This window comes from Thermoanaerobacter kivui, assembly GCF_000763575.1.
Classification (GTDB): domain Bacteria; phylum Bacillota; class Thermoanaerobacteria; order Thermoanaerobacterales; family Thermoanaerobacteraceae; genus Thermoanaerobacter; species Thermoanaerobacter kivui.
Genome location: NZ_CP009170.1, coordinates 1746019 through 1765451, shown reverse-complemented (window position 1 = coordinate 1765451; position 19433 = coordinate 1746019). Strand labels below are relative to the sequence as shown.

Genomic DNA, 19433 nt, shown 5'->3' with positions numbered 1-19433 from the left:
TTTTTACATTTCAATTTTATGTTTTGTGTATTTTAAAATGAATAATTTTGCCGGAATAAAAGATAATAACAATTAGTGTTGAATAATGCTTTTAGAGGTGGTTAAATGAAAGGGATAATCATGGCAGGTGGAGAAGGAAGTAGACTAAGACCTTTAACAGCAGGGATTCCTAAACCCATGGTCCCTGTTGCAGGACAACCAGCAATAAAACACATAATAGAACATTTATACAAATATAACGTGAAAGATATAGCTATTACACTCTTTTATTTGCCTCACAAAATAAAAGAATATGTGGAACAAGAATACGGCAGTAAAATAAAATTTTATATAGAAGATAAACCATTAGGGACGGCGGGCAGTGTTAAAAATGCTAAGGATTTTTTGAATGACACTTTTATTGTGATGAGTGGAGATGTCATAACGGATGTAAATGTAAAAGAAGTTTATGAATTCCACAAAAGAAATGGTGCAAAAGTTACTCTCATCTTAACAAAAGTTGATGTGCCATTGGAATACGGAGTTGTCATTATTGACGAAAAAGGACGCATAAAAAAATTTTTAGAGAAACCTTCGTGGGGAGAAGTATTCAGTGACACAGTAAATACCGGAATTTATATCATTGAGCCGGAAATATTGGAGTTTATTCCTCAGGGCAAGTCTTTTGATTTCAGTAAAGATTTATTCCCTTATTTGCTACAAAATAATATACCAATGTATGGATACATTACAGAGGGGTATTGGTGTGACATAGGCAACACAGCACAATATATAAGCAGCCATTTTGACATCTTAAAAGGAGCTGTAGATTTAGGCTATAAAGAAATTCTACTAAAAGAAGGAATAATGATGGGGGAAAATGTAAAAATCTCTCCTAATGCTATAATTATACCTCCGGTGATAATCGGAGATAATTCTGTAATTGAAGAAAATACGGTTGTAGGTCCAAATGTAATTGTGGGGAGAAGCAATCACATCAAACAGGGAAGTACATTAAAAAACAGCATATTGTGGGATGATGTGATTGTTGGTCAAAACTCTGAACTTAGAGGATGTGTGGTGTGCAAAAATGTGACTATTTTTAATAATGTACGGATTTTTGAAAATAGTGTAATAGGGGAAAACTGCAATTTAAGGGCTTTCTCCGAGATAAAGCCTGATGTAAAGGTATGGCCTGATAAAACCGTTGAAGAGGGATTTGTTGTCATAAAAGACATTGTATGGGGAAATGGCAAAAAACAATTGTTTTTTGGCGAAAGAGGGATAAAAGGTGTCTTCAACTATGATATAACTCCAGAGATGGCGGTGGAGGTTGGAGAAGCTTTTGGCAATGTCTTTACAGGCAATATAATTGTGGGACATGACGGGGACTTTGTTTCAAAGTTTGTAAGCAATTTAATTTCTTACGGACTTTTATCTTCGGGTTGCGACGTTCTGTATGCCGATTACGCTTTTTTGCCAGCTATAAGGTATGGTATAAGAAAGAACAAGTTAGAAGGAGGAGTCTATGTAGAAACAGAAGAGCCTGATAAATTGAGAGTTTTGTTTATGGATAAAAACGGATGTGATATTGACAGAAATGCGGAGAAAAAGATAGAGAATAAGCTAAAAATTTACGATATTAAGAGGATTAGCCGTGAAAATCTAAAAGACCTTAAAAAGATTTCTGTTCAACAGGATTATATTGATAATCTTTTTAGCCAAAGAAAAGATTATTTAAAAATTAAAGTTAAACCATATAATGAAGAAACAAAGCAAATATTAGAAGGAATAGGTAAAAGTAAATTTTTTAACATAACAGAGAAAGACTATGATGTAGGGCTTATATTTTCTAAAAATGGAGAGCAAATAAGACTTTATGATGAAAAAGGAAGAGAATTTGATGATGACGAGCTTTACTATATGAGAATGCTACTTGCAGAAAAAGAGGGAGTTAAAAGCTTTGTTATTCCCTTTAACAGTTCTAATTTTTTGACGGAATTTGCAAAAGAATTTAGCATCGAACCTTTAAAAAGCAAGATTTCCCACAAAGACAGAATGAAAAAGATTATAGAAACAGAAGGAGTAATAAAAGACAGGGTTTCACAGTTCAGTTTAAGTTTTGACGGCTTAAGTTTCTTTTTAAAGCTTTTAGACTATTTAGATGAAACGAGAACAAAACTTTCCTATATAAAAGATAAATTTCCTTTAAGATATAAAATAAATAAAAGCATAAAGTGTGAGTGGAAAGATAAAGGAAAAATAATTAGAATGCTTTTTGAAAAAGCTGACGAAAAAGTAACAGAGTTTGTAGATGGTTTAAAATTTAACCATGGAGACTCGTGGGTGTTGGTGTTACCAGATAGCGAATTACCAGCCTGTAATATTTATGTTGAAGCACCTACAATGGAAAAAGCTTACCAACTTTTCTCGCAGTATGAAAAAGAAGTGCGAAATATTTTAAATAGTGAAGATGAAAAATAAAAAGATTGGAGGATTTTTCAAGTCTTTTTATTAACAAATTGTGAAGTTAAAAAAGTTAAAAACAATTGGAAAGCGATGTAAAGTGATAGATTAAATAGCATATGAGGTTTGTAACGCTTTACATCGCATTTCTTTGCATAAAAGAGCATTTAAAAGCTTTTAAACCTTTTTGAGGTTTATTAGGTTGAATAATATAATATATATGGTACAATAAATAGTAAATAAGTTAACAAAAATGATGGAAGACATGACAATATGTAAAAGTGTTGTCATGTAGTCCGCCTCATAAAGAAAGAGTGCGGGCTTTTTGTTTAATATTTTTTTAAAAAAAACGATAATAATAAGAGGTGAAAAAGGATATGGATTTTGTCATAATTGCAGGGTTTATGGTGTTGTATTACATTGTCAAAGGCATAATTAAATGGTGTTGTAATTTGATGGAGACTAACACTTATGAAGCAGGGGTGTATTAAAATTGGCATTATTATATGGGGTTTTTTTTCTTTTGCTCATTTATTTATTTTATGCACTAATACATCCAGAAGAGTTTTAAGGGAGGAAAGTTCATGTATTCGAATATAGAACTTTTTACTATGATATTGGTTGTAGTTCTTTTAACTAAACCAGTTGGGACTTATATGTACAAAATATTTGAGTATAAACCGATGAAATTGGACAAAGTTTTTTTACCTGTAGAAAATTTTATATATAAACTTTCAGGGATCAATGCAGAAGAAGAAATAAGCTGGAAAAAATATGCATTGTCCTTTTTGCTTGTTAATACGGTAATGATGATAATTGGGTATATTATATTGCGAATACAAAGATTTTTGCCTTTAAATCCTACTGGAGTTAAAAACATGGAGTCTTCTCTTGCTTTTAACACGGCAATAAGCTTTACGACAAATACAAACATTCAACACTATGCTGGGGAAAATGGCGTAACTTTTTTAAGCCAAATGATCGTAATAGTATTTTTGATGTTTACTTCTGCGGCTTCAGGGTTAGCGACTGCAGCAGCTATAATGAGAGGACTTAGCAGAAAAACAGATGGATTGGGAAATTTTTATGCAGATTTTGTAAGAGTAGTAGTAAGGCTTCTGCTTCCTATCTCTGCAATTGTCACTCTTATATTAGTATGGCAAGGAGTTCCTCAAACTTTTGCTGGGAAAGTAGTTGTGGATACATTAGAAGGTGGTAAGCAAACTATTATAACAGGTCCCGTAGCTGTATTAGAGTCAATTAAACACTTAGGAACAAATGGCGGTGGATTTTTTGAGGCGAATTCTTCTCACCCATTTGAAAATCCTACTTGGCTTACCAATATGATTGAGATGCTTCTTATGATGCTTTTACCTGCATCTTTAATTTACACTTATGGGTTAATGATAAACAATAAAAAACACGCTTTGGTATTATACATTTCCTTGTTTGTGATTTTTATTCTTTTGGCTGTTGGAGCAGTTTATGCGGAAAGTCATCCAGGAGTGGCTTATTCGAAATTACATATTGATGGTACGCCTTATGGAAATTATGAAGGAAAAGAAGTTCGCTTTGGAGTCTCACAATCTTCACTATTTGCGACTGTGACTACTGCTTTTACAACAGGTTCTGTTGACAGCATGCACGATTCTTATACACCTTTAGGAGGAGCAGTGCCGCTTATCCTCATGATGTTAAATACCATTTTTGGAGGAGATGGAGCAGGACTTCAGAATATAATAATGTATACAATATTGACGGTATTTTTGACAGGGCTTATGGTAGGAAGAACTCCAGAATATTTAGGAAGAAAAATTGAAACTAAAGAGATAAAACTTATAGCCCTTGCAATATTGGTTCACCCTTTTTTGATACTTTTTTCATCTGCTTTGACAGTGATGCTAAAAGTGGGAGCTTCTTCTGTAACGAATCCACTGTACCATGGACTTACGCAAGTGTTATATGAGTTTTCTTCTGCGGCGGCAAATAATGGTTCTGAATTTGCAGGATTTATAGGAAACACTGTGTTTATGAATATAATGACAGGTTTAGTTATGTTCTTTGGAAGATATATAACCATTATTCTTATGTTAGCTGTTGCAGGTTCTATGGCGGAGAAAATTCCTGCACCGCCATCGCCAGGTACTTTTAGAACAGACAATGCTTTGTTTGGAGCAATTTTTATAGCGATTGTTGTAATTGTAGGAGCTCTTACTTTCTTCCCAGCGATAATATTAGGACCTATTTCTGAGTTTTTGAGCATGACGTAATGGAGGTAACGCTTTATGAAAAGAAAAAAAGAAATAAAAACGATGAGTAGAGAAATTGTATTAGGTGCTATCAAAAACTCTTTTTTGAAACTTAATCCTCTTAAAATGTATAAAAATCCTGTGATGTTTGTGGTAGAGGTAGGTATGTTTATTACACTGTTGGCTACAATATTTCCTACTTATTTTGGAAGTACTTACGACGAAGTGGGATATAACGCTTTAATCACTTTTATATTGTTTGTAACAGTGCTTTTTGCTAATTTTGCAGAAGCACTGGCAGAAGGAAGAGGGAAAGCTCAAGCAGATACCCTTAAAAAGACAAAAAAAGAGACTATGGCAAAACTCATTAAAAGTGATGGAAGCATAAAAATGGTTAAGTCCTCTGAGCTTAAAAAAGGGGATATAGTGCTTTGTGAGGCAGGAGATATAATTCCGGCTGATGGAGAAATAATAGAAGGGCTTGCTGCAATTGATGAGTCTGCAATAACAGGTGAATCTGCACCAGTTATAAAAGAAGCTGGTGGTGATTTTAGCTCGGTTACTGGTGGGACAAAGGTAATAAGCGATAGCATTAAAGTCCAAGTTACTGTTGACGAAGGGGAATCTTTTTTAGACAGAATGATAAAAATGGTAGAAGGAGCCAAAAGGCAGAAATCTCCTAATGAAATTGCTTTGACTACTGTTTTAGTGAGTTTGACAATAATTTTTATAATTGTTGTTATGACCCTATACCCAATGGCTAAATTTGTCCATGTAAGAATAAGTGCTACTACATTGATTGCTTTGTTAGTTTGCTTAATACCAACTACAATTGGAGGTCTTCTTTCTGCGATAGGCATTGCAGGTATGGATAGAGTTACACGCTTTAATGTAATTGCTATGTCAGGAAAAGCAGTGGAAGCTGCTGGCGACATCGATACAATGCTATTAGATAAGACAGGTACAATCACTTTTGGAAACAGATTGGCTGCTGACTTTATACCAGTAGGTGGACATAAAAAAGAGGAGGTCACTTACTATGCCCTCATTTCTTCATTGAAAGACTTGACTCCTGAAGGAAGGTCAATAGTAGACCTTGCCAAGAAAATGGGGGCAAAAGCAGAGGATGATATTTTAGAAGGAGCAGAAGTTGTTGAGTTTACTGCTGAAACAAGGATGAGCGGTTTAAATTTAAAAGATGGCACTATTGTAAGAAAAGGGTCTTATGACAAAATAAAAGAGTATGTAGAGTCTAAGGGTGGGGAAATTCCTGAAGATTTACAGGAAGTAGTTGAAAGGATATCTCTGTTAGGTGGTACTCCTCTTATCGTAGTAAAAAACAACGAAGTATTAGGGGTGATATACCTTAAAGATACTATAAAACCCGGCATGAAAGAGCGTTTTAAACAGCTTAGGGCAATGGGAATTAAAACTATTATGATAACAGGAGATAATCCTTTGACAGCTAAGACTATTGCAGAGGAAGCTGGTGTTGACGAATTTATTGCAGAGAGCAAGCCGGAGGATAAGATAAATGTCATTAAAAAAGAACAGGCATTAGGGCGACTAGTTGCCATGACAGGGGATGGTACAAATGATGCGCCTGCACTTGCTCAGGCAGATGTTGGACTTGCTATGAATAGCGGTACAATGGCTGCAAAAGAAGCTGCAAATATGGTGGATTTAGACTCAGACCCTACAAAAATTATAGAGGTTGTGGCAATTGGGAAACAGCTTCTTATGACAAGAGGAGCATTGACTACTTTTAGTATTGCCAATGATGTGGCGAAGTATTTTGCAATACTTCCTGCTATTATATCAGGAACACTGCCATCTATAAGGGTGCTAGATATAATGAAACTTTCTTCTCCAACGAATGCCATATTATCTGCCTTAATATTCAATGCCATAATAATACCAGTTTTGATTCCTATCGCCATGAGGGGAGTAAAATATAAGCCTATGAGTGCTAATGCCTTATTGACCAGGAATTTGCTTATTTATGGCTTAGGTGGTTTGATTGCGCCTTTTGTAGGCATAAAACTGATAGACATGATAATATCTTTGATATTTTAATATGGAGGATTTGCTATGAATGAATTAAAAAAAGCAATCAAATTTGTATTTGTCTTGATGGTTTTGCTGGGGCTTGTGTATCCTTTTGTAATGACAGCAATTGCAAATTTATTATTTCCTTATCAGGCAAATGGTAGTATAATTATGTTAGACGGTAAACCAGTTGGTTCAGAACTCATTGGTCAGAAATTTACCGATTCAAGGTGGTTTATGGGCAGACCTTCTGTTGTAGATTACAATGCTGAATCTTCGGGTGGTACTAATTATGCTCTCTCTAATCCTAAGTTCAAGGAAGAGGTTGAAAAAAACATTGAAGAGTTTTTGAAGAAAAATCCTGGGGTAAAAAGAAGTGACATACCTGCAGACATAGTTACATCCTCTGGATCTGGTTTAGACCCGCATATTTCACCGGAGGCTGCTTACTTGCAAGTCAAAAGAGTCGCGGCAGCAAATCACTTACCAGAAGAGGTTGTAAAGAAACTGGTAGACAAAAACGTTGAAGGGAGATTCTTAGGTATTTTCGGAGAACCTCGTATCAACGTGTTGAAGCTAAACTTGAGTCTTTTGGAAGAAATTAAGCGTACTAAAAAGTGAGGCTATATGATGGAGAAGAAGTCCCCCGATTATTTTTTGAGAGAGATCGAAAGAGCTAAAAAAGGAAGATTGAAGATATACATTGGGGCTGCTCCCGGTGTGGGTAAAACCTATCACATGTTAAGGGATGCTAATGAGATGAAATCAAGGGGTATAGACGTTGTGATAGGTTTTGTAGAGACATACGGAAGAAAAGACACTGAGGAGCAGATAGGTGATCTTGAGATTATTCCTTTAAAGGAAATAAATTACAAAGGTGTAATTATTAAGGAAATGGATTTGGAGGCTATTTTAAAAAGGAAGCCACAGGTTGTGGTGGTAGATGAATTAGCCCATACCAATGCTCCTGGTTCTAAAAATGAAAAAAGGTATCAAGATGTTTTAGAGCTTATCGACAACGGAATAAGTGTTATGACAGCTGTTAATATACAGCATTTTGAAAGCCTTAATGACTATGTAAACAGAATGACAAATGTCAAAGTAAGGGAAACCATCCCAGACAAGCTTTTGGAGATAAGTGACGAGGTTGAAGTGGTAGATGTTTCTCCAGAGACTTTAATAGAGAGGCTCAAAAACGGGAAAATTTATAGCCCTGATAAGATTGAGACTGCACTCAATAACTTTTTTAGAATTGGCAACCTTTCAGCTTTAAGAGAACTCACATTAAGAGAAGTGGCTAATGAAGTTGATGATAGGCTTATTGAGTATAAAAATAGAAAAAATGTTATAGGATTAAAAGGAGCACAGGAAAAAATATTAGTTTGTGTGAATTTGAGATTTAATGCAGAGTATTTGATACGGAGAGGTTACAGGCTGGCAAAAATGCTCAAAGCAGACCTATTTGTCCTACATGTTTACAATGAGGATGACTTGAGAGACCATAAAAAGCTTAAAAAACTTGACGAAATCACTATGCTGTGCAATAAATTGGAAGCGAAATTTTTTATGGTGAAGTCCAATGACCCTGCTAAAGCTATAATAAAATTTGCAGAGGAAAATGCCATTACTCAAATTGTAGTAGGGCAGTCTGTGAGAAGGAGAATTGATGAAATAATAAGGGGATCTATTGTTAGAAGAATAATGAAAGGTACTAAATTCATAGATGTTCTTGTTGTGGCTGATCCAAGAGGATGATTAAAAAACGGGCTTTAACCCGTTTTTTTTATATGGTATAATAAATTTTGTAAAATTGCGTTATTTAGGGTGTTATATATGAAAGATAAATATATTTCTGCAACTGAAATAAATCAATTTGCTTATTGTCCATATCAGTGGTATTACATAAAAAAATATGGAATAGAGTATATTAATAGTTTAAGAAGCCATGAAAGTTTAGACTTCCAGTTTAGCAATTTTAAAAAAGGAATGGAATACCACGAAAAGTATTATAAGGATATTGTAAAATTAAAGTACAGAAAGTATGTAATTATTTTTGCTCTTATAGCTATTTTAATAATAATTGCGATTATGAGGGTTTTAAAATGATTCTTAATGTAATTTTTTTATTTTTTGTGGTGTATTTACTTATTCAAGCTATTATTGAAAAAAGACCACCTTATAAGAAGATGAGGAGAAGTATTGGGTTTCGCGGTGGCAAAATAATATACATAGACAAGCAACAAGAAGTTAAAGAAAAAGGCGTTACATATGGGAAACTATTAAAATCGGATAAATATGGTTTATCTGGAAAACCTGATTATATTTATCAGTTGGGAGAAGAACTTGTTCCAATAGAGTTAAAAAGCAGTGAAGCTGATGATTCTCCTTATTATAAAGATGTTATGCAGCTGGTGGCGTATTTCTTGATAATAGAAGATGTGTATAACAAGAAAGTAAGAAGAGGGAGAATAGTTTATAGAAACACTATGTTTGAGGTATACAATAAAAAATATTTGAAAAAAGAACTTTTAAATCTTGTAGATAAAATGAAAAAGATGAAACAAGGAAATTATTTTCCAGAGATAAAACCTTCATTTGCCTTATGCAGATTTTGCCCCTGCAGAGGTACTGTCTGTGAAATATACAATGACGCTTCCAAATAAAAGTAGAATATTATATTGAATAACGAAAAAAATAAAAATGTAATATACACAAAAGAAATGAGGTATAGCAATGGTCAAAAAAATATTTTCAATATTTATTATCACATTGCTTTCTTTTTCGATAGTTTCTTGCGGAATTTCTAAAAAGAATGTAACAAAAGCGAGGGAACAGAAAGCGCAAAACGAAGTTTTACAAAAACCCTCAGTTGAAACAAAAAAAGATTCAGCAGTTTTAAAAGATGAAGCAAAAGATAAGGTTTCAAATACTGTCAATGACACTATTTATATAAATACGGAAAATCTTGACAACACTTTGTACAGCTGGGGAATGAGGTTTTTGCCAAACCATCAGACTCCAGAAATAACACCTCTAGCTATGAGCCTCATCAAAAAGTATGATGCAATTTTTGTTGGAGATACCAGTAAAAAAGTAGTATATTTGACCTTTGACGAAGGCTATGAAAATGGCTATACTCCTAAAATATTGGATATATTGAAGGAAAATAACGTAAAAGCTGCTTTTTTTGTAACAGGACCTTATATAAAGCAGCAAGCTGATTTGGTCAAAAGAATGGTAAAGGAAGGCCATATAGTGGGAAACCACACTGTAAATCATCCAAGTTTGCCTACTATGCCTGACGAAAAGGTGAAAGAAGAGATAACAAAGTTAGGAGACATGTTTAGTGAGCTTACAGGAAAAGAAATGCGATATTTTAGGCCTCCTAAAGGAGAATACAGTGAAAGGACTCTTTACCTTACAAAGTCATTAGGATATAGGACAGTTTTCTGGAGCCTTGCTATGGCTGATTGGCAGCCTCTTCCTGGTGGCCCTGAAGAGAGCTATAATACAGTGATGAAAAGAATTCATCCAGGGGCTGTTATACTTCTTCATGCAGTTTCAAAAGACAACGCTTTGGCTCTTGACAGGATAATTAAAGGTATTAAAGCTGAAGGGTATGAGTTTAAAACCCTTGACGACATAAAATAATTGACTTTGCGATGTAGGTTTTACTACATCGCAAAATTAAATTGGGGGAATTATTTTGGGCAGTGTGCTGGAAAAGAAAAATTTATATATGATGGTGTTAGCTTTTACATTAAGCGCTGGTTCAATTTTATTGTTAATGAAACTTTCAGGGTTTGAAGGGGTAAAAGATGCTCTTAAGATTCATCCAGTGTATATTGTCGTAATTCTTGTTATAGTTATTTTAAGCTTAATCGTGGATACCCTGAGAATAAAGAGTTTGCTTGATGCTTTGGGGGAAAATCTTCCATTTAATTATCTTTTTAAATTTAATCTGGCGACATTTTTTATAAGTTATATAACTCCTTTTGGGTCAGGAGTTTTACCACTTACCATATATTTGCTTAACAAAAAGAATGTATCTCCTAATAAAAGTCTTATGGTTTTTACTGCGAAACTTTTATTTTCTGGAATTTTTTTTGGCACTGTACCGCCTATACTCCTCATTTTCTTTAGAAATCAGTTAGAATTGGGACCTGTTCTTTCCTATTTTGCTATATTAGTGAGTATAGTATTGATAGTTTTGTTACTGATATTGGTGTACATAATACTAAGGCCACGTTTTGTTATTGGAATTGTGGATAAAATAGCTGATATATCTTTTTTTAAAAAACCAAAGTTTGAAAAATACTTTGTGAGAACAAAAGAAGAAATAGTGTTTTATCATAAAAATTTTAATGACCTTTTCATGGTACCTTCCAGTTATAAACTATTTTTTTCACAGTTATTTTACGCAATAGCTTTTTGGACGCTTTTTTACAGTATTGCACCTATTTTGCTTGTAGCTATAAATATTCATTTCAATTTATTATCGGTAATTGCAAGACAGCTGATATTTTACGATATTTTAGCTTATAGCTTTATTCCCAGTGGTTCTGGAGTGGTGGAAATTGGATTTGCGACAATTTTTTCAAATATACTGCCTCGAAGTTTGTTAGGGGTCTTTGTAGGAATATGGAGATTTTTTACTTATTATGTATATTTGATGATTTCAGCAGTAGGATTTTTTCTTGTTGTGAAGAAAAATGAAAATGTTAATTAAATAACATTTTTTTTACTCATTTTACTGAAGAGTTTTTTGGCATATTATTTGCGTAAGAAAAAGGCGGGGGTATAAAGATGAAAGAAAAGATTCTGGATGCAATGAGAGACTTAGATGCATATTTTTCAGGAACTAAAGTAAAATGGATTTTGGATAATGTAGAATGGGCCCGTGAAAAAGCAGAAAAAGGAGTGATTGCTCCCTATTGACGCTTCAACTGCTCCCTCAACTAAAGGTGCATTTTAATAAGTCTGGCCAAAAACCAGACTTATTTTTTGTGTAGAATTTTTACTCAAAAGGTATTAAAATAGAATCATAGGAGGTGATGGGTTACGGCATTTTTAAATATTTACAATGTATACGATAACAATATTGAGAAATTTATTAGAAAGGAGGAATACTTAAAAGCCTATTGGTATGTTTTTCAACAAAAAAGCTTAACAAAAGGCCTTGATGAGAAATTATACAAATATTTAATATTATGGCAAATAATTATTGAAGTGTATCTTGGAATTATTGAAGAAGCAAAAGAGCATTTTTTTGATTTGTATACCGATTTAGAAGTGGATCAACATAATTTACCATTATTTATAAAAAATGTACTTCTTTTAGACATGATAGAAAGGTCTTTAGAAGTGAAAGGCCTTTTTGATGCATTGATGAACTTCAATGGAGAAGATCCTTGGATAAAATTTTATCTGCTGTCACTTTCTTTTAAAAATAAAAGAAGGACTTTTGAAATTTTGGAAGAATTATTATATATGGAGAAAGAAATAGAAGATAATTTTTTATTGGCTAAAATACATGGGCTTATAGCAGAGATATACAAAAAAGAAGGTGAATTAAAATGGCGTGAAGAGCTGGACGAAGCTTATAAGTTAAATCCTCTGGATTTATACGTATTTAGATTAAAACTTGAATATGGACTTATAAGTGAATGTGAGTTACAAAATGCCAAGTTTTATAGATTGTTTCCCGAAAAATTTAATTTAGTGAATGTGTATTACAAAAAAAGCAAAGTCTCTGCCAATAATATTAGGGGGTTTAAATTTTTCTGTTGGGGAGGAGGAAACGTTGGTGCTAGTTCTTATTTGGTATCCTATGAGGGAGTAAATATACTGTTGGATGCGGGAGCTTTAATTAAAGATAAGACTTTATATTATAATTCTATTGAAAATTTACCTATAAGCGTTAAAGAGATTGATTTAGTGATCATAACTCATAGTCACTTAGACCACTCTGGCGGAATTGTTGAATTACTTAAAAAAGGTTTAAATTGTCCAATTATTATGTCAAAACCCATAGAACAAATTTTGAAAGAAATTTTTTTTAGAGGTTATAAAAAGCCGGATTTAGAAATAACAGAGGAAAATTTAGATGACAAAGAAAATATTGTGCACTTTGTAAATGAAGAAGAAAGTTTTTTTATCATCAAAGGTAAACGGATAAAAGTAAAACTTATTCCTGCAGGACACATGTTGGGTGCGATGGCTGTATATATTGATATCGAAGGTGTGAAAGTATTTTATACTGGAGACTTTACTTTAAAAGATGTAGAGACCAATAGAGGACTTAAACTTCCAAAAGATTTAAAAGTGGATATCCTCATAACAGAGGCAACTTATGGGTATAGCAATAACTTTGGGATTCAAAATAAGTATTTGCAGGACAGACTTTTGCTGCTTTCTATAAAACAATTGATAGATGAAGAAGAAAAAGTTCTTTTGCCAGTCTATGCAATAGGAAAGGGACAAGATTTGTTGATGCTTCTTAGGAAAAATTTTTTTTATATTCCCTTTAACGTGTATGTGGACGGAGATGTGGCGCACTTTAGTAAATTATATGAGGCTTTTGTCGGAAACCTATACAGTAACGGCGTATTAAATGTAGCAGACAATACTTTATATGCTACGAGAAAAGAATTTATAAAAAAGGAAGTAGCTTTAGGCAATTGTTTAGTGATTGCCAGTTCTAATGACTTAAAAGAAGGGAGTACATCTTTTTTATATGCTACTGAAATGCAAAATTTTGATAAAGGTTGTATTTTAAATCTTGATTTTAATAATAGAGAATTTACAGGACTAAAAAATTATCACATTGGAGTATTAAATCATGGTAATATGATAGATATTTTGGAAATTGTCATTAAGTTAGCTCCTTCTGCTGTTTTTGTTGTTCATAGGGGATATAGAGGAAAAGGACAAATGAATATTGAAAAAATTTTAAATGGCATTGAAGGTCTAAAAGTTTATGTACCCCAAGATGGAGAGACGGTAAGTTTGTAAGGGGGGATTTTATGAAGCTATATGTGGGAATAGATTTAGGTACTACAAATACGGTTGCAGCGGTGTTAGAGTTTTTAAAAGATGAAGAACTGCTACCGCGAGTAGTGGATATTGGACAATTTACTGAGGATTATGAATACATTTATGAAAAATTATTACCTTCTTGTTTGTATATAGATAAGTCCGGTAATAAATATCTTGGTAAAATTGCAAAAGCTATGAAAATTAGAGAACCAGACAGAGTTATTTATAACAGCAAAAACTATATTGGAATTCCTGAATATTTTTGGGAAATCGATGAACAAAAGTTTTCGCCAGAAGATGTTGCGGCTTTAATACTAAAAGAAGTTAAAATGAATTTAGAAAGGAAGATGGGAAAAGAAATTACAAGCGCGGTGATAACAGTTCCTGCTTCTTTTAATCACGATCAAATTCAGGCAACAAAAAATGCTGCAAAGATGGCGGGGTTTGACGACAGAGAGACCTATTTTATCTCTGAACCGACAGCAGCCTTGCTGGATTTTATCAATACTGAAAGAAAGTTACCTCAAAGCAAGAGAAGGCTTGATTTTTCACGCCTCAGAAAAATGCTGGTATTTGACTTGGGAGGTGGTACTTGTGATGTATCCGTCTTGAATGTACAAATAAATGACAAAGACTTTATTATGGAGGAAATTGCTATATCGTCTCACACCCTTGTAGGAGGAGTAAATTTCGATTTAATGGGAAGTATATATCTTTTAGAAAAATATGCGAAAGAAATGAGTGAAACGTTTGAAAATTTATTTGAGGATGAAAATGAAAAAAGACGGGTCTATAATAGGATGGTTTATGAGATGGAAAAAGCGCGAATATTTTTTTCAACAAAAAAAGAGGAAGAAGCGATATATGAAAGTATATTGGAGGATTTTATAAATGGTAAACCTTATCGATTTAAAATATCAAAAAAAGAGTATGAAGAATGTATAAAACCTTTAATTACTAAGGATGGTAATTTGCGGGATAATGTAATAGATCCTATACTAGATACTCTAAATAAAGCCAATTTAACTGTTTATGATATTGATGATGTATTTTTAGCAGGCGGAATGGGGACTTATCAACCTATACAGCAAGCAATAGAGAAGCTGTTTATGAAAAAATCCTTGATAAGCTTACATCCCATATATTCTGTGGCTCGGGGAGCTGCTATTTACCATTATTTAAATGAGAAGCTGGGCAAAAGCAATGATAACCTTAAAATAGACCCTGTTGTTGCTTCTAACATTTATATCGACATTAAAAATGGTCTGCCTTTTTTAATTGTTTCTCAAGGGACAAGAGCGCCTTTTGAAAAAGTTTACGATGGAATCTTAAAAGTAAGCAATGCTACGGGTATGAGATTGGATATTTTTTCTGGAAAGAGTTTGTGGGACCCCAAAATGAAGCGTTTAAAAAGCGTTCAATTGTCTTTTCTAAACGTAATAAAACCCGGTACTCCCATTTCTTTAAAAGTAAATTTTGATAGAAACAGAATTTTGACGTTGAGTGCATGGGTATCAGGTTGTATGGAGCAAAAACTTCAAGTGGTCATTGGCGAAGGGAGTGAGGGGCATGGGTATTGATTGGAAAGCTCTTCTTTTGGAGAACAAGGATTCTTTTATGAATATATCTAAAGAGGTGATTGACGATGGAATGGAGTATCTTGGAGCAAAAAGGGTGAAGAGAAAAGAAAAGCCTTTTAAAAAAGATTTGTTTAACTATTATATTAACGAGATTAATGCAAAAATTATTGGAGGAAAAATTCAAAGGATAAATTTTACTGATGAATCTTTATTAGGTTCTTTAGAAAAAGACATTATTGAGTTAGGTAAAAATATTTTATCTGAAGGGCAGAATCCTATAGAAATGATTGTATACAGTACAAAAGGATTAGACCTTAAACAGGATGAAATATTTAAATGCATGGTGAGGATATTAAAAAATATTTCAAATAATAGTTTAGAAGCCCGCAAAGCACTTATAACTATCTTAGAAGAATGGCACTGGGAAGACCAAATAAGGTTAGTTGTGCACACGCTTAGGGAAATTAAAGAGGTTAACGCTTATGACCAGCTTGTTTTACTTCTTGAAGATGACAATTTGAAGGAAATAGCTGCAGAGGCACTTATTGATTTGGGAGAACTAAGGGCAATAACTCCGATATTAGAAATGGTAAATTCCCTTAACGGATTTAACAGTAAAGAAAGAGGCATTGCTTTTAGGATATTGATGAAACTTATCCAATTAGGAGATAATGCTGTAAAACAGGTTATAGAGAGATATTTGGATAACGAAAATAAAAGCTTGAATATTGTTTATTCAAATGTGATAGCGCGCTTAAAAGAAGAGGCTGTTGAAAATATGGCGAGTTTATTGTATGATGAAAGGTACAGCCAAAAAGCTGCAATAACTTTGGGAAAGATGAGAACAAGTGTTGCGACAGATTACTTACTCAAAGCCTATTATGACCCTCAGATAAAAAACAAAGCTAATGTAATTATTGGGCTTGGATATAGCAAAGATGAGAGGTGTATAAATCTTTTATTAGAGATTTTAAAGGATGAAAATCAACCAAATGAAGTAAAAGCCTGCGCAATCACTTCTTTGGCAAATATACAAGCTTTTGAGACAAAGTCAGTTATAAAGCAATTTATACAAAATAGTTCTTTGTGTATAAATGCTTATTCAGCTCTGGTGCAGCTGGGAGAGATAAAATATCTAAGCAATTTATTTTACTATATTGTAAAACCTGGGCTAAGCAATGAAGATGTGGTAAATGCCATAAAAGAAATAAAAAGGTTGAGGGGGCTTAAAATAAATGACATAAACAGTCAGATAATAGATGGTATCAAGTATATTATTAAAAATGACGATGGTTATGCTTGTGTTAATACATTGAAAATAATAGATACAAATCTTGATGAAGAAATGGCGAAAGAACTGGTGTGGAAATTGAGAAACACCACAAAAGAGGAGATACAGTATTTGATTTACAAGATGTTGGGGAAACATGCTAAGGCATTGAAAAATGTAATAGATGAAAAGATATTTAGAGATGCTGCTGAAAGCGACAGTGCAAGGATTAGATATTTAGCTCAAAAGATTATTGAAGAAAATTATAAAGATGTGGATAAACTTATTCGCATGTAAGAAGGTGAAATTATGTTTAACATAAAAGGTGTTGATGAAAAAAGATGCATAGAAATTTTTTTATCTACTCTTCCCTATGAGGTATTGATAAAGCCTTTTAAGAGAGATACAAAATTGCAAAAAAAGTTGGCAGGTTTTCGATTAATAAAAAGTGCCTGTCCGCCTAAGAAGATAATACCTATTTTGAGAGAGGAAATTATAAAAGGAAATGTAGATAGTAAAAGTTTTGTAGAGGAGTGGAAAAAGATTTATAAAGACATAATAAACCAAATAGAAAATTTGACTTTTGAAGAATTAGATAAAAAAGTACATGAGCTTTTGAATTTGTATGCGCCAGAAGTTGTTTTTTCAGGTATTTTACTCTTAAATGATGAAGGTACGATATCTATAATAGATAATGTTTTAGAAATGATTGAGAAAAAATGTACAAATGAACAGGTACCGGATATACTTGAATCTTCGGGAGGAGAAGAAACTGCTGAAAAATTAAAGAAAGTTAATAAAAAACTGTTAAAAGAAATAAAAAAAATTACAGGAAAAATTGATTAAGGAAGAAAAAAAGAATATAATGGAGATAGAAAAGTTGACACAAAAAATTAATGAACAAAAGAAGGAAATTTTAAGTTACAAAAACCAAATCGCCCAACTGAAAAAAGAAAAGGAAATGTTGGAAGAGAGATTAGAGAGGATTGGAATAGAGTTTGATAAGAGAATAGCTAAAATAGTTGAAAATAATCTTGCAAAAGACAGAAATTCAGAGAATTTGAGATTATCAATTAATAAACTGTTATTGGATGTACGACAACAAAATGTAGATTTTAAAAATAGTCTTTTTGAAGTAAAAGAAATTTTACAGGAAGTAGCTCAAAAGATAGGTTTTTTGTTTGACAATGCATCCAAGGCGATGACAGAACAAGCTGCTGTGAGCCTTGAGAAGTATAAAGACTATTCTTTGCTGGAGGACCTATCGGAAATGCTAAAAAATAACTGACTGAGAGGTGTAACGATGCAGCCGGATGAAGTGAGAGTTTTAAGAGAACAATTGAAAAAAGTCAAGAAAAATCCATTAGAGGTTTCTCAATTTTTAAAAAAAGTGCTTAAAAAACAGAAAGATATAGTGCTGATAATTACTATTTTAGAGCTTTTTAATGAAACTACTTATTTGTACCACGTATTGTTTAAAAGAAAAACTATTCTAAATTCCTTAAAATATATTGATAAAAAAGCAGAAAAAATTTTAGAAGCCATTAAATCTTTGGTAAATAATGCAAAATATTACAGTGATATGGAGGTAAAAATAAAAAATAACATAGAAAATGAAATTAAAGGGTACAAAGAGTACTTTGAAAGCATTATCGATGTCCTTTATGGGTATTATGTGGAATCGAGGTATGTAAATGATGTTATAAATGACAAGGCGAGAGATTTTTTTGTGGCAGACTCTATAGATGAAGAAGAGTTTTACAAAAGTGTACAAGAATTTATAAATGAAGTAGAAGAGGAAAAAGAAGAAAGGATTCAAGAAATAATATCTAGTATACCTTTTGCTATGTCTAAAAAGCGCTTTTACGAGTATTTAACCAAAGGATTAGAGAGAAACTATTCAAGTTATGAATCCCTGTTGGAGAGTGTTATAGATATTGAGGAAAATTTTTATGGCAAGTTAATAGAGGGATACGGGGAGATATTTCCTGGTATTGCTGAAAGAATTGAATATTTACAGTCATTGGATTTCAAAAACATGTCAAAAGAAAAAGTGGATGCTTATTTAAAAGAAAGTATAGAATTGATAAAAATTGTGCAAAACTTGAGGGAAATTTCTTTTTCTGTTTTGAAAATTATAAATAGGTTGTTGATAATATTCTTGTCGCAAGTTAAATTTAAAGAGGCGATTAAAGAAGAACCTTTTATTGCAGAATTTATGGATTTTTATAGTGAATTGACAAAAGTTTCTTTGAACTATAAAGAAGTAGAAAGCAGGACTAAAAAATGTGATAATGTGATTTCTAATTGGTATTTTGAGCTTTATAGATACAATGTTCTTTTAGGAGAGGTAGATTATTCTAACTTAGATATTATGGAAATTGTGGATGAAGGGATATTGACAGATATTGAAGAGCTTTCGGAGTATGAAAATTTGATAAATGATGCGAGTGAAATTGTTCTTGAAAAGGGAGAAATAGAAGAAGAACCCATAGATATGAGTATTGTCAGAGGTGAGATAAAAAATATCATTTCTCTGATTGAAGCCATCTCAAGAAATATGAAAAATGATTATAGAAAAGCGAGAATGAAAAGGCTTATGGGTATAATTCCTGTTCCAGAGAATTTTGAAAAAGAAATTTTAAATTATGTAAGAAATTCTCTTGAGTTTGACAATTCGGAAAACAAAAAGGCGTCTTTTATGCAAACTGTCAAAAAGCGAATGGAACTTTATAAGGATTTAAAAAATCAAAAAAAATTTTATGAATCTATAATAAAAAATGCACAAGGTGTTATTTAAAT

Annotated in this window: 17 protein-coding genes; all 17 read left to right on the top strand. The window is 32.7% G+C overall.

The genetic code is table 11. From position 1 onward, the window contains the following. Positions 1 to 105 precede the first annotated feature (105 nt). On the top strand, positions 106 to 2463 hold the full coding sequence (locus TKV_RS08915) for a sugar phosphate nucleotidyltransferase (RefSeq protein WP_049685637.1): 2358 nt from the start codon (positions 106 to 108) through the stop codon (positions 2461 to 2463). Between the two features lie 475 nt (positions 2464 to 2938). Then, on the top strand, positions 2939 to 3016 hold the full coding sequence (locus tag TKV_RS14190; RefSeq protein WP_084574341.1) for a potassium-transporting ATPase subunit F: 78 nt from the start codon (positions 2939 to 2941) through the stop codon (positions 3014 to 3016). A gap of 13 nt (positions 3017 to 3029) precedes the next feature. Further along, a complete protein-coding gene (kdpA, locus tag TKV_RS08910) occupies positions 3030 to 4715 on the top strand; it encodes a potassium-transporting ATPase subunit KdpA (protein WP_049685636.1) in 1686 nt (561 codons plus the stop codon). 15 nt (positions 4716 to 4730) lie between these two features. Beyond that, entirely contained in the window at positions 4731 to 6770 is a 2040-nt protein-coding gene (gene kdpB / locus TKV_RS08905; RefSeq protein WP_049685635.1) for a potassium-transporting ATPase subunit KdpB, read from the top strand. Positions 6771 to 6785: 15 nt separating this feature from the next. Continuing rightward, positions 6786 to 7364 (top strand): potassium-transporting ATPase subunit KdpC, encoded by a 579-nt coding sequence (gene kdpC / locus TKV_RS08900; protein ID WP_049685634.1) that lies wholly within the window; start codon positions 6786 to 6788, stop codon positions 7362 to 7364. Positions 7365 to 7370: 6 nt separating this feature from the next. Continuing rightward, on the top strand, positions 7371 to 8498 hold the full coding sequence (kdpDN, locus tag TKV_RS08895) for a KdpD-like non-kinase potassium sensor (RefSeq protein WP_201769472.1): 1128 nt from the start codon (positions 7371 to 7373) through the stop codon (positions 8496 to 8498). Positions 8499 to 8576: 78 nt separating this feature from the next. Further along, entirely contained in the window at positions 8577 to 8849 is a 273-nt protein-coding gene (locus tag TKV_RS08890; RefSeq protein ID WP_049685632.1) for a hypothetical protein, read from the top strand. Beyond that, the gene (gene cas4, locus TKV_RS08885; RefSeq protein WP_049685631.1) at positions 8846 to 9406 is read left to right on the top strand and encodes a CRISPR-associated protein Cas4; all 561 of its coding nucleotides are present in this window, start codon (positions 8846 to 8848) and stop codon (positions 9404 to 9406) included. The genes TKV_RS08890 and cas4 overlap by 4 nt, the downstream gene beginning before the upstream one ends. Before the next feature lie 70 nt (positions 9407 to 9476). After that, complete coding sequence (pdaA, locus tag TKV_RS08880) at positions 9477 to 10394, top strand: delta-lactam-biosynthetic de-N-acetylase (protein WP_049685630.1); 918 nt, start codon at positions 9477 to 9479, stop codon at positions 10392 to 10394. A gap of 55 nt (positions 10395 to 10449) precedes the next feature. Beyond that, on the top strand, positions 10450 to 11472 hold the full coding sequence (locus TKV_RS08875) for a lysylphosphatidylglycerol synthase transmembrane domain-containing protein (RefSeq protein WP_173402337.1): 1023 nt from the start codon (positions 10450 to 10452) through the stop codon (positions 11470 to 11472). 77 nt (positions 11473 to 11549) lie between these two features. Then, positions 11550 to 11681 (top strand): hypothetical protein, encoded by a 132-nt coding sequence (locus TKV_RS13850; protein ID WP_268870121.1) that lies wholly within the window; start codon positions 11550 to 11552, stop codon positions 11679 to 11681. 291 nt (positions 11682 to 11972) lie between these two features. Continuing rightward, positions 11973 to 13757 (top strand): MBL fold metallo-hydrolase, encoded by a 1785-nt coding sequence (locus TKV_RS08870; RefSeq protein WP_236617241.1) that lies wholly within the window; start codon positions 11973 to 11975, stop codon positions 13755 to 13757. A gap of 11 nt (positions 13758 to 13768) precedes the next feature. Beyond that, positions 13769 to 15361, top strand: a complete 1593-nt coding sequence (locus tag TKV_RS08865; RefSeq protein ID WP_049685628.1) for an Hsp70 family protein — start codon at positions 13769 to 13771, stop codon at positions 15359 to 15361. Further along, positions 15351 to 16928 carry a HEAT repeat domain-containing protein gene (locus tag TKV_RS08860; RefSeq protein WP_049685627.1) on the top strand — a complete coding sequence of 526 codons (1578 nt, stop codon included), beginning with the start codon at positions 15351 to 15353 and terminating at the stop codon, positions 16926 to 16928. Before TKV_RS08865 ends, TKV_RS08860 begins: the two co-directional genes overlap by 11 nt. 12 nt (positions 16929 to 16940) lie before the next feature. Continuing rightward, entirely contained in the window at positions 16941 to 17477 is a 537-nt protein-coding gene (locus TKV_RS13610) for a hypothetical protein (protein ID WP_236617240.1), read from the top strand. Beyond that, the gene (locus tag TKV_RS13605) at positions 17470 to 17919 is read left to right on the top strand and encodes a hypothetical protein (RefSeq protein ID WP_236617239.1); all 450 of its coding nucleotides are present in this window, start codon (positions 17470 to 17472) and stop codon (positions 17917 to 17919) included. The genes TKV_RS13610 and TKV_RS13605 overlap by 8 nt, the downstream gene beginning before the upstream one ends. A 15-nt stretch (positions 17920 to 17934) precedes the next feature. Next, positions 17935 to 19431 carry a hypothetical protein gene (locus TKV_RS08850; RefSeq protein ID WP_049685626.1) on the top strand — a complete coding sequence of 499 codons (1497 nt, stop codon included), beginning with the start codon at positions 17935 to 17937 and terminating at the stop codon, positions 19429 to 19431. Positions 19432 to 19433: the final 2 nt, after the last annotated feature.